We start from the raw sequence: 16790 nt of genomic DNA, 5'->3' as shown, positions 1-16790 counted from the left end.
AATGGGACGTCTCGAGTATAAATATTTAATTCCGGAAAACCGCCTGGACGAAATCCGGGAATATATTCGTCCGTACGTTAAGATCGATCCGTACGCCAAACGCACGGGAGATGACCAGTATACGGTCAAGAGTATCTACTTCGATACCATGAGCCTGGATGCGTATTACAATAAGCTGTCCGGAATTAAGGTGAGGAAAAAATTCCGGATTCGGGGGTACGATGCCGTCCGGGATGATTCGCTGACTTTCCTGGAAATCAAGCGGAAGGACGTGAACGTCATCAGCAAGAACAGAGCGCCGGTGTTACGGGCCAATCTGAAGCCGCTGCTGAACACTGGTGATATAGAGGCGTATGTCTACACGAATAACGGTGTGCAGGATCCCGCCGGGCAGGCGATGCCTTTTTTGTATTACTATACCAGACGGGATCTGCGCCCGGCCATCAAGGTGATATACGACCGGGAGGCGTTTGTCTATAAATTCGATCGGAATCTGCGAATTACCTTTGACAAGGTTCTCCGGAGCTCGCTGGATACGGATATCACTTCGATGGGAGACGAGTCGGGCACGGTCAAAGCCCTTAAAGGGCATTTTATTATGGAGGTCAAAACATTCACCCGGTATCCCACCTGGCTACGTTATCTGATTGCCGAATTGGATATTACCCACGAGGCGCTCTCCAAATATACTATCTGTATCAATAGTCACCGCCGGCTGGGAAAACGAATTCACACCAACGGCGTTCACCTGCGCGACAACAAACTCCGTAAAACAAGCCGAAAGGAGCCCCAGCTATAGACCCGTTAAGCGGCATACAGAACGTATTTCTCCCGTCATTGAGCCTGGAGGAGGTCCTGATGAACCTCTTTGTGGCACTAATTTGTGGGCTGCTGGTGTCCGTTGTGTATAGGCTGAGCTATCAGGGACCGAACTACTCCGCCACCTTTGTCCAGTCCAGTGTCCTGCTTGCCATGATTACGGCGCTGGTCATTATGGTTATCGGGAATAACCTGGCGCGGGCGTTCGGGCTGGTTGGCGCCATGTCCATTATCCGGTTCCGGACCGCGGTGAAGGATACCCAGGATATCGTATTCATCTTTTTTGCGTTGGCCACCGGGATGGCTGCCGGAGTCGGATTTCGGATTGTCGCATTTATCGGGACCCTGTTCATCGGAGTCGTCCTGCTCACTCTGGCCAAGACGAATTACGCCGCACCCAAAAAGCGGGAATTTCTTATCCAATTCCTGTATGATGATACGGATGAGATGTCCGCCTACCTGGATGTCCTTCAAACGCACTGTAAAAAGCACCGGCTAGTCAACATGCAGTCCATCGGGGAGCATCGGTATGAACTCTCGTTCTATGTCACCCTGAGAAACAAGGAGGAGAGCGCTGAACTCATCCGGAGGCTGGATCAATTACCGCAGGTTACCGATATCCGTTTCTTTTTCGACGAAGAGCCGATCAAATGAACCCTGAAAAGTATATCCCCGTTGGTTTGGTGGTATTGGCGGGGCTCCTGGTCTTTAGCGTTCCCAGCGATTTGTTTGCCCAGCAGATTGTCATCAACGAGGTCATGGCATCCAATTCCATCACGCTGGCCGATGAGGACGGCGATTACGGCGATTGGATCGAACTGTTTAACTCCGGCGATGCCGCAGTGAATCTCACGGATTTTTCGCTCTCGGACGATCCGGATGATCTGACCCGGTGGAGGTTTCCAGGGATGACAATCGCCGCTGGAGAGCACCTCGTAATTTTCGCCTCCGGCAAGGACAGGAAGAAATCCTACTCCTGGGATACGGTTGTCGACTGGGGTGATAACTGGCAGTATCGGCTGGGTGATTCGGAACCGCCGTCAGACTGGATAGCCAATGATTTCGACTTTACTGGCTGGAAGACCGGTCCCAGCGGATTTGGCTATGGTGATGGGGATGACGCGACAACTTTATCCTCCACGACGTCGGTTTATATCCGAAAATCGTTTGAGATCAGGGAACCCGGCAACCTGGATTCCGTAATTCTTCACATAGATTACGATGATGGATTCGTAGCTTATCTGAATGGTGTAGAGATCGCCCGGGCGAACGTTGGCACTGAAGGGGTACCAGTTCCATACAACCAGGGCGCCGATGCTCCACGGGAGGCGGAAATGTACGGGGGAGGAGCGCCGGCAGCATTCCCGATAGCAGACATTGCATCGCATCTCAAATCCGGCACTAACGTCCTGGCAATTCAGGGGCAAAATGTGTCCGCCTCCTCGTCGGATATGTCGCTGATCCCGTTTTTAAGTCTCGGTTATGCTGTACCGCCTTCCCACGAAACTTCGCTTTCGGAGCATCTGTCTATGGAAAGCGGGAACCCCCACACGAATTTTAAAATAAACGCCGGCGGAGAGCCGCTTTATCTCGTGTCACCGGAAGGAGCGATCGTCGATGAATTTTCGCCGGATAGCTTGCCGGCCGATGTCTCAAAAGGGCGGTATCCGGATGGAACGGACGCCTGGTTATATTATCCGACGCCCTCACCGGGGACAAGTAATCAGGACGATGGCATCTCCGGTATCTCCGATGCGCCGATTTTTTCGAAGCCGGGCGGTCATTATGATGCCCCGGTCAGTCTCGTCCTTTCCAGCAATGGTTCCGGCGGGCAAATTTATTATACCACAGATGGCGCCGTGCCGGATCCGGAATCCTCAGAATATTCTGCACCGATTACCATTGATGCGACCACGGTCATTCGGGCGCGGATGTACGAAAGCGGGAAATTGCCGGGGAAGGTCGTGACTCATACGTATCTGTTGGACGTCTCAAGCACCCTGTCGATCATTTCTATCGCTACGGCGCCGGAAAATCTATGGGATAATGACAACGGTATCTATGTCCTTGGCGATGAGTACGAAAAAAGGCAACCGTGGCTGGGCGCCAATTTCTGGGAGGACTGGGAGAAATCGGCCCATGTTGAATTATACGAGCCGGACGGTTCCCTGGGATTCACCGCCGGTGCCGGCGTCAAGATTCACGGCGGTTGGAGCCGGGAGCGGGCGCAAAAATCCCTTTCCATTTTTTTCCGGGGCGAATACGGGACCAGTGAACTTGAATATTCTCTGTTTCCCGATTTGGATATCGAAACCTATTCGTCGTTTATCTTGCGCAGCTCCGCCAATGACTGGGAATATACCATGTTCCGCGACGCCCTGATGCAAAGGCTGGTGTGCGACCAGGATATCGACGGACAGGCTTACCGGCCAAGTGTGGTGTATCTGAACGGAGAATATTGGGGGATTCACAATATCCGGGAGAAGCTGAACGAGGATTACCTGGCCAGTCATTACAATGTAGATCCCGATGAGGTGGATATTCTGGAAGCCAATGGGATGGTCGTGGAGGGCAGTTCGGATCACTATAATGCGATGCTGGATTACATTTCCGCTAACGGGGTTCGGGGCTCTGCCGATTATGCCCATATCCGGAGTCAGATGGATATCAGCAATTATATCGATTACCAGATTTCGGAGATTTATTTCGATAACCGGGATTGGCCGGGGAATAATATTAAGTTCTGGCGACCACAAAAATCCTCCGGCAAATGGCGCTGGCTGCTTTACGATACCGATTTTGGATTCGGACTATATAATGGCTGGGGGCAAAATAATAGCAGAGATAATTACGAATTCAATACCCTGGCATTTGCGACCGATCCCGATGTCAAGGAAGATTGGCCAAATCCGCCCTGGTCCACCTTTCTGCTGCGATCTTTACTGGAAAATACCGAATTCAAAATACAATTCATCAATCGGTTTGCCGATCTGCTGAATACGGTGTTTCAGCCGGATGCGGTGCTCAATCAGATCAATTTGATGCAGAACGGGATCCAGGCCGAAATTCCCCGGCATTATAATCAATGGAAGGACTCGCCCTGGTGGACGCCCTACGGCAGCCGGATATATTGGGGTTCCAGTGATGAATGGTATGAGAACGTTGCCGTATTGCGGGTATTCGCGCGGCATCGCGCCACGTATGTGCGGAGTCACATTTCTCAGAAATTCGGCCTTGCGGGGACGTTGTTTATCAACGCGGATGTCGGGGCGCCGGAAAGCGGGCAGGTGCGGATAAATTCGGTGACGTGCAGCACTTATCCCTGGCGTGGGCTGTATTTTAAAAGTGTGCCAGTGAAAATTACCGCTGTCCCGAAGGCCGGATACCGGTTTCTGGAATGGGCAAATCATCCGGAATGGACATCGGAAACTGTCGTCGTGCGCCCGGAAGCCAATATGGATATTACGGCAGTTTTTACGGCCGAAACCACGGATGAAGACGTAATAATTAATGAGATTAATTATAATTCCAGCGATGGGCATAATACGGAAGACTGGATTGAGTTGTATAACCAGGGAGAGGTAGCTATCAATCTGGCCGGATGGAATTTTACGGATGAAGAGGATATTCATCAGTTTATACTTCCTGAGAATACCATCATTTCCGGGAATGGCTATCTGGTGCTCTGCGAGGATTCCGTGGCATTCCGTGCGCACAATCCCGAGACGTCTCCGGTTATCGGTGAGTTCGATTTCGGCCTCTCCGGCGGTGGTGAGCTGATACGGTTATTTAATGCGTCCGGTACGTTAATTGATTCGCTCACGTACGATGACAAATTGCCCTGGCCACCGGATGCCGACGGCAACGGTCCGACACTGGAGCTCATCAATCCATCGCTCGATAACGGACTGCCGGACAGCTGGAGGAGTTCCAATGAATACGGAACACCCGGGGCCCGAAATTCCGCATATCAACCCGTTAAAATAGAGCAAAACCGGACAATGCCCGGTACGTTTGCGCTACGGCAGAATTATCCCAATCCGTTTAACAATACCACCACCATTCCATATGACATTCCCAGCGATTCGCAGATAAGGTTAGCCGTTTATAACATCCGCGGAGAAGTCGTGGAAATTTTGGACCAGGGGATTAGAGATGCCGGGAGATACACCGCTAGATGGGATGCCTCCGCTGAAAGTTCCGGACTCTATTTCATACATCTTGAATCGCCGGACAATACGCAGGTGGTGAAGTGTCTCCTGCTAAAGTAATTTCCAATCACCTCGTCGTACTACATTGCTTTAATTTTCACCATTTGGGTTCCCGCGTTCTCGCCTGGGACAAATAGAATCCCAGAGCGTTAAAAAAGAAAACGCCCCTCCTGCCGGAGCAGAAGAGGCGTTTGTGCGGGGAGAGAACCACTACGGCAATTTATTCAGGAGTCAGAATCGGGTTAGTTCCATGCAGGGTACCACACGGCAGTACGCACCAAATGTTCTCTGCCAGGGCCCATTCCAAAATGCCCTTTAAGCCAACAGATTCTATATTGTTTCGCCTTTGATTTGGTTCTAAGTGTACTTGATACTATCGTTAGAAATATGGATAAAACGAAAAAAGTGTAAAGCCCAGGATTTCTCAGTTCAATTTTCAAGGTATTTATGATTTTCAATTATTTTAAAACAACTCACCAATCCTGTGTGAATTGACAATATATAATCGTTCAAAAATTATGCCGCAGGTGGAATAGGCGGAACCTCTTCCCTGGGAATATGTATGGGCGGCGGTTGCAAATTATGATATAAACAACGATACAGAGTAAACAATAGAAAGAATGGTTGCTTTCCGAGGAAAGTATCAATACAATTATCCTGCTTATCAATTTGATAACATTCTCGCATCACGCTGCAGACATCCACAGTTGTTTACCGATATCTGCTTCTGTATAAATGCGGTTGGTTGTCGTAACCCGTTTGAGATAATTGAGGTGATCGTTTGAGTCGATCGAAATCGGGAAAACGGCTGGACTCCTACAGCCTGATTATTGTGTTTCTTATCATCGGTGTCGCCATTTTCCTTATTATCAATTTCATTCCGTCGCGCCATTTTAATAAAAGTCCGCGGCAGATCACAAAGTTATACTATGCCGACAACATTTCTCCGGCCCATGCGGATATTATTCGGTTATTTAACGAAGAATATGCCGGACAAATTCAAGTGATCCCCATTGATCTCTCTTTTGACCGGTTTACGACCAATGAACGAAAGGAGTTACTCGCCCGCTCACTCCGGAGCCAGAACAGCCGAATCGACGTCTTTGCCGTCGACGTGATCTGGGTGCCACGGTTTACCCGGTGGGCACTACCGCTGGATGAACATCTCGGAGACATTGCGCGCACGCAGATTTTGGATCAGGCCGTTACCACGGCCTATTACGGCGGGGATTTGGTGAGTATTCCCATCTATATTGATATCGGACTGATGTACTATCGCCGGGACTTAATTCGGGCGTTACCGAACGGTGAGGAACTCGAACGAAAGATCCAGGGATCGATTTCCTGGGATGAGCTCATCAGGTTACACGGTTCTATGATGCCCTCCGAGTATATGTATATGTTTCAAGGCGATCAGTACGAGGGGATTGTGTGCCAGTTCCTGGAAATACTGGCGAGCCAGGAAGGCGCAATTTTTAAGGATGGACAATTAGATCTTACCTCAGAGCCAGCAGTCAATAGTTTGCGCTATATGGTAGATCTGATCTATAAATACCAGATGACACCTGCGGATGTGACCGCGTTCCGGGAGCAGGAAAGTTATCGGTATGCAATTCGCAATGATGTCCCCTTTCTGCGGGGTTGGCCTGGTGTGGATCAGTCCCCGGAAGATTACGGCCAGGACTCCACCAAGGTGAAGGAACTCGCCTTGGCGCCGTTTCCCCATTTTGGCGATCATCCATCGGCCGGCGTGTTCGGTGGGTGGAATCTGATGATTTCCAAGCATACGACCAAAGTGGATGCCTCAGTGAAATTTATCCGGTTTTTTCTGTCCGAAGAATCACAACAAATTATGATCGATAAGGGGCTGTACTACCCCGCGAATAAAAACTTTTATGAGAAGGAAAATTATATCCGCGAGTATCCGGTATTACAGTACTATCTGTCGGTATTGAAGCAAGGGGTCCACCGGCCCCAGGTTGAGAATTATACCGAAATATCCGAAGTGCTGGCATACTTCCTGAACCGGGCTCTGAGAAGAGAAATTGACCCGGCCCAGGCGCTGGCGAAGGCGGAGGAAATGATACATTCCAACCGGGTACTGGTCAGGGAATAATAGAAGGGATCCGGAACGCACTATGAGTCTGCTGGGACGACTGAAAAAATACCATTTTGAGATTCGGCATCTCCTGGTGCTGTTTCTCATCCTGATTCTTTTTCAGGTCGTCCTGTATTATGTGCACTCTACGTCGATCAACAGCATGCTCAACAAGACCATGGATCTCTACCGGCTCGATGCGGCGGAGCGACTGGCAAATTTGACTACCACCTCACTCGAATTAGTGCTGGAAATGAGTCTGGCCGATGAGCAGCGAACGCCGGAAGACGTCCAACAGGTAATCCAGGCGTTTGATATTATCCTGACTCAGCAAAAACTGCAGCAGAATGTTGATGATATGTGCATGCTGTTCACCCTGGCGGGAAACACGTATGCCGTCGACAACGGGGAGGATCTGTACAATTTCATCTTTCACTCCCGGATACCTACCCGGCAGCTTTCCGTGATGCACACGGCTGCCATAAGTAACTATTCTTCTGTCAGTACCCGGCTGTCAGAGAATGAAGAGATATACAGCATGGTCAAAGACGGCAGGACATTCCAGGTCTTCGTCCCGTTTGTGCCCAAGGGTGAAATGATCGGCGCCATGTATATGGAAATCAGTCCGGATTTCTCAAAAATTGCAGAAGCTATCACCGTGATGTACGATGAGACCGGGATAATTTTCTCCGTGCTCATTCTGTTCGGATTACTGGCCATGTTTTTTATTACAATGAATACGGTCCGTGAGCGCGATGAGGCCCAACAGGCGTTATTCCAACAGCGGGAAGCCCAGCTCAAGCAGGAGATCGAGCACGAAAAAGAGGCCATGTTCACCAAACGCATCTACCATGCCCACCACAAGGCGGAAAAGATTATGGGCTTTATCAAAGAAGAGATCCGCGCTTTGGAACCCGAGAAGCCCATGGATGAATTTAAGCAGCGCCTGATGAAGTACTCCAATTTCGTCTCCCGCGTCATCTACGATATGAAGACGTATGAGCCCCCGGTCCACGTTATCAGAAATCCGGCATTTCAAACCGACCTGAATGGGGTGATCCGGTTCATCGTAAGGCATATTTTCCAGCGGCACAGCCACGAGAATAGCCTCTATTCCTTTGCACTGGATCTGGACGACAATTTTCCTATCGTGCACATCAATGAGTATGTTATCTGGGAAATAATTGAACCGCTGATCCAGAATAGTTTGGATCATAACACAGAACACCCGGTGACCGTCCGGATCAGCACGGAATACCGCGAGGCTGATCGGACGGGTTTTGTACATATACGGGACGACGGGAAAGGAATAGGCTCCGATCTGCTCCAGACGAATGAGGACGGCGTCAGGAAAATCTTCCTGGAGCACACCTCCACGAAAGACCGAACTCACAATTCCGGTTACGGCTGTTACATCGCCTATGAAATAAGTATCCGCCGGTGCGGTTGGAATATGGATGTGCATAACCTGGAGTCTGAAGGCTGTGAGTTCGTCATCACTATTCCGGACATCTAAAAACAAATGAGTCAACTATGATATCCGATAAAATTAAAATTTTGCTAATTGAGGACGAAGCATTCGATATCCGCCGGATCAAGAATACCCTGCGGCCGTACCAGGAGAACCTGACCATCCTGGATGAGGTCAGTGACGGGAGGACGGCCCTTGATCTGATCAGGAATAACAAAAAAGGGTACGATATCGTCATAATGGATTTTCAGATCGCGGGCGGCCTGCATGGCGAAAGCCTCATCCAGGAAATCAAAGCGATCGATTCCACTATCCAGATTATCGTTATCACCAAGATGACGATTAACCAGACCGACTTTGACTTTGCCAACAGCCTGATGGAAGCCGGCGCGTTCTGGTACGGGACCAAATATCCCGGCGATATCGAGGATTACATCTATCAGCCCACGGATTTTGTACTGAGTATCCAGAATGCCTATCAGCGCCGCAAGCTGGAGTTAGAGCGGAACCGCACCCAGTCCAAACTGGATCAACGGGTGCGTGAAATCTTGCAGGAGAAAAAAATCATCGGCAAATCACCGCCGATTCAGAAACTGCATCAGCAGGTGGAGCGCGTGGGAAAGACGCACGCCAGCGTTTTGATTTACGGTGAATCCGGGACCGGCAAAGAGCTGGTCGCGACAAACCTTCACTACAACAGTCCCCGTCGGTACGAGAACTTCGTTACCGTGAACTGTGGGAGTATGCCGGCAAATCTCATCGAAAGCGAATTGTTCGGCTACGAGCGGGGCGCGTTTACCGGCGCCCAAAAAAATAAATCAGGCCTGTTCGAGCAGGCCGACGGCGGGACGGTCTTCCTGGATGAAGTCTCCGAGCTCCCGCTGAAAGCACAGACAAAACTGCTCCGCGTCCTGCAGGAGGGCGAAATTGATAAAATCGGACGGCACAAGAGCTACCAGGTGGACGTCCGGATTATTGCCGCGACAAACCGCCGTCTCGAAGAACTGGTTAAGCGACGGGAGTTCCGGGAGGATCTCTTTTACCGGATGAATGTCCTGCAGATTGAAGTCCCGGCACTCCGGGAGAGAAGAGAGGATATTCCGGTATTAACCGAGTATTTTATGGAAAAATTTTGTACCAGAATGGGCACACCGCCTTTGCCCTTAAACGACGATGTGATGCAGGTCCTCAGCGAGCACAACTGGCCGGGGAACGTCCGCGAACTCCAGAATGTGATTCAGCGTCTGTTGTTGATTTTCGATAAAAAACCGTCTGTCAGCGATGTGAAATCGGTGCTGGGAATCGTGAACCAGAGCACCAGTGGTAACGGATTCCGTTCGGTTTTCAGAGAGGAAAATATCCAGCCACTGCGGGAAATTGAGGAACGGTTCCGGGCGGAATACGTCACTTTTGTTCGTGAGTTAACAGACACCGATGCGGAAGCTGCCCGCCAACTGGGGCTGGCGCCACCGAATTTTCATCGGATGTGCAAAGACCTTGGGTTAAAATGAGAGATTGGTAAAAAGAAATTCAACCTACAATTATGAAATAGCGAGAATCGGCAGGAATCGCGGACGACAAGCCGACTTCCTTATCACTATGATAACAAATGAATTATCTAAATAATAATTTTCCGGTATTTCAGGAAGGGAAAAAAGTAGTCACACAGAGATAAAGAGTCAGTTAGACGGAAACAGGTAACGAGCCTTCGCCACGGCGGCGCTTGGCGCAATTTTTGAACTAAGCAGTATACCTCTGCACCTGTTATTCAGTGAATTGAATCAATGGTGTAGGAAACCTACTGCATAGACCAGAAGGAGCAAGGTTGTGGATGCCATACGGTTAGCGTTTGTTGACTGGGTAATTATTGCTGTCTATTTCGGATTCGTCCTTGGTATCGGCTATTATCTGAAGCGATTCACCAAAAACGACGAAGATTTTTTCCTGGCCGGCCGTAAAAACAGTTCATGGGTCGCCGGTTTGGCCTTTCTCTCGGCAAATATGGGGGCGTTGGAGCTCCTGGGGATGACCGGGAATACTTTCAAATACGGGATGTACGTGGCGCACTTCTATTGGATTGGCGCTATCCCGGCAATGCTGTTCCTGGCCATCTATATGATGCCGTTTTATTACAGCAGCAAAATCAAATCGATTCCCGGATATCTCAAACTCCGGTTCGATGAAAAGACACGCGTATTAAACGCTATTTCCTTTGGCGTAATGACGCTGCTGGTTTCCGGGATCAACCTGTATGCCATGGCACTGGTGCTCCACACCTTCCTGGGATGGAACTGGGATATTAGCATGTGGGCATCCGCGGCAACCGTTGCAGCGTATGTCACCCTGAGTGGACTGATGTCCGCCATTTTCACTGAAATTGTCCAGTTCTTTCTGATTTGGTTCGGGCTGTTCCTGGTGGTAATTCTCGGTATCGTAGAAATTGGCAGCATGCAGGAAATCTTTGCGCGGGTTCCCGAATCGTTCAATACCCTCTGGTCCACCTCAACCGATCCCACACAAAACGGGATGCTGGTGACCTGGGGGGGGATCGTTCTAGGGTTGGGCTTTGTTCTTTCATTCGGCTATTGGACCACTGATTTTCTGGTGGTGCAGCGTGCCTTTTCTGCCAAAGATTTGCGATCCGCCCGGATGACCCCGATTATCGCGTCGTTTTTCAAGATGGCCCTTCCGTTCATCGTCGTCGTTGGCGGCCTGATTGCACTGGTGTTGTCCAATGATCCGGGCAGCGGATTCCAGCTGTTGCAGGACGGGGGCAGCATTAATTATGATTCCGCACTTCCCATGTTGATTGTCCGGTATTATCCCAACGGGTTGATCGGACTGGGTATCACCGCCCTGCTTGCCGGATTTATGGCCGGACAGGCGGGGAATATCAGCGCGTTTAATACCGTCTGGACCTACGATATCTACAAATCAGTTATAAAAAAGGACGCGTCCAGTGAACACCTTCTCTGGATGGGGCGGGTTGCTACTATTGCAGGGATCATCCTGAGTGTTGTGACTGCGTACTGGGCCAAAAGTATGCCGACCATTATGGATTATATGCAGGCGATCTTTTCCTGGGTGAACGCCCCCCTCTTTGCCACCATGCTGCTGGGTATGTTCGTGAAATGGATTACGCCCAACGGCGCATTCTGGGGACTGCTGGTCGGTATGACGGCGTCTTTCACCATGTGGCTGGGTGTCCGGTTCGGCTGGATAGCAGAGAGCGCCATTACCATGTCCGGCGTTGCCAGTGATATGGCGGCCAACTTCTGGCGCGCCTGGTGGGCCTGGCTGATTTGCTTCTTTGTAACGATCATTATCAGCTTTTTTACCAAAAAGAAGCCACACAGCGAACTGGTCGGTCTCGTGAAGGGACTCACCGAAGAAGCGGAGACAAAGGACGTGAAATATTACCGCAAGCCTGAATTTTACGCGATCATTTCTGTGGTGGTTCTGGTTATTTTGAATATCATTTTCTGGTAAGAGAGGAGTAAGAGATATGGCTGAGGAAAAAGGAATGCGCCCAATCTGGTTTTTTATCGGGCTGATTCTGCTGATTATCGGTGGATTAATCTTTGTCGCAGGTATCTATTACCTGATTTATCCATCCCATAGTACGACCGTACTGCAGGAGGTTCATCCGAACATCTGGTGGGGCGGCATTATGCTCATTGTCGGCGGTGTCTTTCTGTTCCTGAACAGAGGGGTTACTGTCGAGTAGTGCACGACGACTGTGGACAGATACCAACAGAGTGAGCGCTTGTAAATTGATACAGTACTTGTTGGATGCGGGCGTTCACTGTGCTGGTATATTGATCGAAACCTTTAACGGGAGCAATCGGAGAAAATAATCCGGAGCCGATTCCGGATTTACTGTTCAAATATCCATAGAGTATTTCCTTCCAAAGGCGTCCAAAACCCACGTTGGATTGGGGAAAATGATTAATGACCGATTATCTGAAAACGTATGTGCTGTATGTAATTTTATTCCTTCTCGGCGGGACGACTCAGGCAGGAGAGCCGTTGCTAGTCGTCAACCAGGCCGGATACCTCCCGACTGCCGAAAAGTTCGTATACGCTGTCGGCCCTGCCGATAGTTTTATGGTGCATGATGCAACGGACGGAGCAATTGTCTATCGCGGGGAATTGACCAGTTCGGCCGGGGTGGACGAATCGACCGGTTTAGTAATTAATCGCGGTGATTTTGGTCCGGTTAACATAACCGGCATGTACTATATAACTGCGACAGACGGATCAGCCACCGGAAAATTTCGTATTGCCGGATACGTATATTCCGACGTGTTTCGCAAAGCGCTGAAGGGATTTTACTTCCAGAGATGCGGAACAGCGCTGGAGGATCCGGCAGCGGAAGTGTATAAACATTCGGCCTGTCACCAGGATGATGCTACTCCACACGTATCCCTGAGGTCCGATACCCATATAGAATCCACAGGCGGATGGCATGACGCCGGCGACTACGGAAAATATATGGTTCCGGCAGGCATTACAGTCGGGACATTGCTCATGGCGTATGACTATTTCCCGGACGAGTTTGCCAGGGATGACATTGGCATCCCGGAGAGCGGAAACGGTATCCCGGATATCCTGGATGAGATCCGCTGCGAACTCGAATGGACCATAACGATGCAGCGCTCGGATGGCGGAGTGTACCACAAGTTGACGACCCAGCGGTTTACCGGAATGGTGATGCCGGAACCACAGGACAGCCTCCGGTACATTTATGAGGTCGCTTCTGCGGCGACGGCGGATTTTGCGGCATTGACAGCGAGAGCAGCGAGAACTTTGGCGCCCTTTGACCAGGCGTTTTCTGAGCGGCTCCAGCAGAGCGCCATTCGCGCATGGAATTTTTTGGAAGCCAATCCGGATATCGTGCCGAGAGGCGGATTTCACAATCCGGCCGGAACCAATACCGGAGAATACGGTGACAGAGACGACAGCGATGAGCGGATTTGGGCCGCAGCCGAATTATACGAGACCACAGGCGGGAAACGGTATCACCGCTATTTCCTGGACCATTTTGATGACGTTAAGCCCATGGCAAATAATTTTACCTGGAATCAGGTCGGAACACTGGGGCATCTCACGTATCTGTGGACATCCCGTCAAGCAGCCGATCCGGAAGTGAAAGCTACGCTTCAATCCGCACTCAGAGAGCAATGTGATGCTGTAATCGAAATCATCAACCGGAGCGGATTCCGCACGGCAATTGCTCCAGGTGAATTCAACTGGGGCAGTAATTCGCTGGCTATGAACCGGGCCATGCTCCTTCTTATGGGGTATGAAACGTTTGACGATTCCGCTTATTACAACGGTGCGCTGGATCAGCTTAATTATATCCTAGGCACAAATGCTCACGAAATGACATTTCTCACCGGAGTTGGCGAACGGTCACCGATGCATATCCATCACCGGCAATCCGCTGCTGATGGTATAGTCCAACCGGTTCCCGGCCTCCTGGCCGGCGGGCCAAACGAAGATCGGCAGGACCGCGTATTAATGGAAAGATTTACCGAAGACACACCGCCGGCATTGTGTTATGCGGATTCGTTGGACAGTTACGCATCCAACGAGATTGCCATCAACTGGAACGCACCGCTCGTGTTTGTTGCAGGCTATTTTAGTTCACCAAAATGATAGTTGAAACGAGGTCCCCGGATGAAATTCGGTCACTTTAACGATGCCGCCCGCGAATACGTAATCACGGATCCCCGGACACCCTATCCATGGATAAATTATCTGGGCAATCAGGATTTTTTCAGTCTCATCTCGAATACGGCAGGTGGGTACACGTTCTGCAAAGATGCCAAATATCGCCGGCTCACCCGCTACCGCTACAATAATGTCCCAATCGATGACGGCGGAAAATACTTCTACATCAAAGATGGCGAGACCGTCTGGTCTCCTGGCTGGAAGCCGGTGAAAACGCCGCTGGACGATTATAGCTGCCGCCACGGACTGAGTTATTCGATTATTTCGGGAGAAAAAAACGGTATCCGCGCGGAGGTGCTTTATTTTGTTCCGCTGAATTCCTGGGCGGAAGTACAGAAACTGACCCTGAAAAACACGACAGGCCAGACCAAATCGATAAAACTGTTTTCGTTGGTGGAATGGTGTCTCTGGAACGCCGAGGACGATATGACCAATTTCCAGCGAAATTTCTCCACAGGTGAGGTGGAAATCGAGGGCTCAGCGATTTATCACAAGACTGAATACAAAGAGCGCCGGAACCATTACGCGTTTTACTCGGTCAATGCGCCGATTGACGGATATGATACCGACCGGGAAAGTTTCACGGGGCTCTATAACGGATTTGGCGCCCCGGACGCGGTGCTGGAAGGAACGCCACGGAATTCCGAAGCCCACGGCTGGTCGCCCATTGCTTCCCACTATCTGGAACAGACGCTTGCTCCGGGTGAGACGAAAGAGTTAATCTTTCTCCTGGGATACGTGGAAAATGAGCCCGATGATAAATGGGTAAGCAAGGGCGTCATCAATAAACGAAAGGCCAGAGCGCTGATGGAGCGGATCGATTCGGTGAAGAAGGTTGATACCGCCCTGCAGGAACTCAGAAAGTACTGGGATGAGCTGCTCTCGGTTTATACAGTCGACAGCGGCGATGAAAAACTGGATCGGATGGTGAATATCTGGAATCAGTACCAGTGCATGGTCACGTTTAACTTGTCGCGAAGCGCTTCGTTTTTTGAATCCGGCATCGGCCGCGGCATGGGGTTCCGTGATTCCAATCAGGATCTGATCGGGTTTGTCCACCAGGCACCGGCCCGGGCCCGCCAGCGTATCCTGGATATTGCCGCCACACAATTCGAGGACGGTACCGCATATCACCAGTATCAGCCGCTGACCAAGGAAGGCAACCATGATATCGGCGGGAACTTTAACGATGATCCGCTGTGGCTGATTCTCTCGACCACCTCATACATCAAGGAGACCGGCGATTTTTCCATCCTGGAGGAGCAGGTGCCGTTCGATAATGACGAGAGTAAGGCAGAGCCCCATTTTGAGCACCTGAAACGGTCATTCTACCATACTGTGAATAACCTGGGCCCACATGGATTGCCGCTCATCGGCCGGGCAGACTGGAACGACTGCCTGAACCTGAACTGTTTTTCCACCGATCCCAACGAATCGTTCCAGACGACGAATAATAAGATGAGCCGCACCGCTGAATCGCTGATGATTGCCGGACAGTTTGTACTGTATGGTGGGGTCTTTGTTGAACTCTGCCGCCAGATCGGCCGGGATACGGAAGCTGCCGAAGCACAGGAACATGTGGACGCCATGGCGGAGGCAATCAAAGAGCACGGCTGGGACGGCAAATGGTTCTTGCGCGCGTACGATTATTACGGGAATAAAGTGGGCAGCCACCAGAACGACGAAGGGAAAATCTTCATCGAATCCCAGGGGTTCTGCACTATGGCCGGTATCGGCCTGGACGATGGGAAGGCCAGGCGGGCGCTGGATTCGGTAGAGGAGCATCTGGATACCGAATACGGTATCGTCCTGAATCAGCCGGCATTCACGGAGTATTACATCGAGTACGGAGAGATATCCACTTATCCGGCGGGATACAAAGAAAATGCCGGGGTCTTTTGTCATAACAATCCCTGGATTATGATCGGGGAATCGCTGCTCGGACGTGGCGATCGCGCTTTTGAGTATTACCGGAAAATTGCGCCGTCGTATCTCGAGGATATCAGCGATCTGCACAAGGTGGAACCGTACGTATATTGCCAGATGATTGCCGGAAAAGATGCCTACAAACCCGGTGAAGGAAAAAACTCCTGGCTCACCGGCACCGCGGCCTGGAATTACTATGCTATTACGCAGTACATCCTTGGAATCAGGCCCGGGTATGATGGCCTAACCATCGAACCGTGTATTCCCAAAGAGTGGAACGGCTTCCGCGTCACGCGGAAATTCCGTGGCGCCACCTATCATATATCTGTGGTGAACGGGGATAATGTTAGCACCGGGGTAAAGCAGGTTACGATTGACGGTGACCCCGTCGACGGGAATAGGCTTCCGTTGTCCGAATCCGGTAGCGAACACAGAGTTGTTGTATCGCTGGGATAAGTCAATTTGTGAAAAAAGAGGTGTTGAGATGTTGAATATGGTGAGAGACAGACAGGACCACTAACCGGAGAAT

General features: G+C 50.5%; 10 protein-coding genes. All 10 read left to right on the top strand.

What is annotated here, in order from left to right; translation table 11 throughout:
* Nucleotide 1 precedes the first annotated feature (1 nt).
* The 10 genes from K9N57_16230 (at nt 2) to K9N57_16185 (ending at nt 16717) form a co-directional block, all read left to right on the top strand.
* Nucleotides 2–799, top strand: a complete 798-nt coding sequence (locus tag K9N57_16230; protein MCF7805733.1) for a polyphosphate polymerase domain-containing protein — start codon at nt 2–4, stop codon at nt 797–799.
* 59 nt (nt 800–858) lie between these two features.
* Nucleotides 859–1473: a DUF4956 domain-containing protein gene (locus K9N57_16225; protein ID MCF7805732.1), complete on the top strand. Its 615-nt coding sequence runs from the start codon at nt 859–861 to the stop codon at nt 1471–1473.
* Nucleotides 1470–5090, top strand: coding sequence for a CotH kinase family protein (locus K9N57_16220; GenBank protein MCF7805731.1), 3621 nt, complete (start codon nt 1470–1472; stop codon nt 5088–5090). The genes K9N57_16225 and K9N57_16220 overlap by 4 nt, the downstream gene beginning before the upstream one ends.
* Before the next feature lie 721 nt (nt 5091–5811).
* The gene (locus tag K9N57_16215) at nt 5812–7146 is read left to right on the top strand and encodes an extracellular solute-binding protein (protein MCF7805730.1); all 1335 of its coding nucleotides are present in this window, start codon (nt 5812–5814) and stop codon (nt 7144–7146) included.
* A 22-nt stretch (nt 7147–7168) separates the two neighbouring features.
* The gene (locus K9N57_16210; protein MCF7805729.1) at nt 7169–8644 is read left to right on the top strand and encodes an ATP-binding protein; all 1476 of its coding nucleotides are present in this window, start codon (nt 7169–7171) and stop codon (nt 8642–8644) included.
* A 17-nt stretch (nt 8645–8661) separates the two neighbouring features.
* A complete protein-coding gene (locus K9N57_16205; GenBank protein ID MCF7805728.1) occupies nt 8662–10110 on the top strand; it encodes a sigma-54 dependent transcriptional regulator in 1449 nt (482 codons plus the stop codon).
* A 316-nt stretch (nt 10111–10426) separates the two neighbouring features.
* Entirely contained in the window at nt 10427–12088 is a 1662-nt protein-coding gene (locus K9N57_16200) for a sodium:solute symporter family protein (GenBank protein MCF7805727.1), read from the top strand.
* Nucleotides 12089–12122: 34 nt separating this feature from the next.
* Nucleotides 12123–12326: a hypothetical protein gene (locus K9N57_16195; protein MCF7805726.1), complete on the top strand. Its 204-nt coding sequence runs from the start codon at nt 12123–12125 to the stop codon at nt 12324–12326.
* 224 nt (nt 12327–12550) lie between these two features.
* Nucleotides 12551–14260, top strand: a complete 1710-nt coding sequence (locus K9N57_16190; protein MCF7805725.1) for a glycoside hydrolase family 9 protein — start codon at nt 12551–12553, stop codon at nt 14258–14260.
* 21 nt (nt 14261–14281) lie between these two features.
* The gene (locus K9N57_16185; GenBank protein MCF7805724.1) at nt 14282–16717 is read left to right on the top strand and encodes a glycosyl transferase; all 2436 of its coding nucleotides are present in this window, start codon (nt 14282–14284) and stop codon (nt 16715–16717) included.
* Nucleotides 16718–16790 lie beyond the last annotated feature (73 nt).

The sequence above is a fragment of the Candidatus Neomarinimicrobiota bacterium genome, assembly GCA_021734025.1.
In the GTDB taxonomy this organism is placed as follows: domain Bacteria; phylum Fidelibacterota; class JAANXI01; order JAANXI01; family JAANXI01; genus JAANXI01.
Note: the sequence above shows the minus strand (reverse complement) of the source record. Positions and strands in the feature narration are given on the sequence as shown.

What these genes read in the sequence shown, in the direction of transcription:
- K9N57_16230 (MCF7805733.1), top strand. Translation starts at nt 2, where the DNA reads ATGGGACGTCTCGAGTATAAATATTTAATTCCGGAAAACCGCCTGGAC.
- K9N57_16225 (MCF7805732.1), top strand. Translation starts at nt 859, where the DNA reads ATGAACCTCTTTGTGGCACTAATTTGTGGGCTGCTGGTGTCCGTTGTG.
- K9N57_16220 (MCF7805731.1), top strand. Translation starts at nt 1,470, where the DNA reads ATGAACCCTGAAAAGTATATCCCCGTTGGTTTGGTGGTATTGGCGGGG.
- K9N57_16210 (MCF7805729.1), top strand. Translation starts at nt 7,169, where the DNA reads ATGAGTCTGCTGGGACGACTGAAAAAATACCATTTTGAGATTCGGCAT.
- K9N57_16205 (MCF7805728.1), top strand. Translation starts at nt 8,662, where the DNA reads ATGATATCCGATAAAATTAAAATTTTGCTAATTGAGGACGAAGCATTC.
- K9N57_16195 (MCF7805726.1), top strand. Translation starts at nt 12,123, where the DNA reads ATGCGCCCAATCTGGTTTTTTATCGGGCTGATTCTGCTGATTATCGGT.
- K9N57_16190 (MCF7805725.1), top strand. Translation starts at nt 12,551, where the DNA reads ATGACCGATTATCTGAAAACGTATGTGCTGTATGTAATTTTATTCCTT.
- K9N57_16185 (MCF7805724.1), top strand. Translation starts at nt 14,282, where the DNA reads ATGAAATTCGGTCACTTTAACGATGCCGCCCGCGAATACGTAATCACG.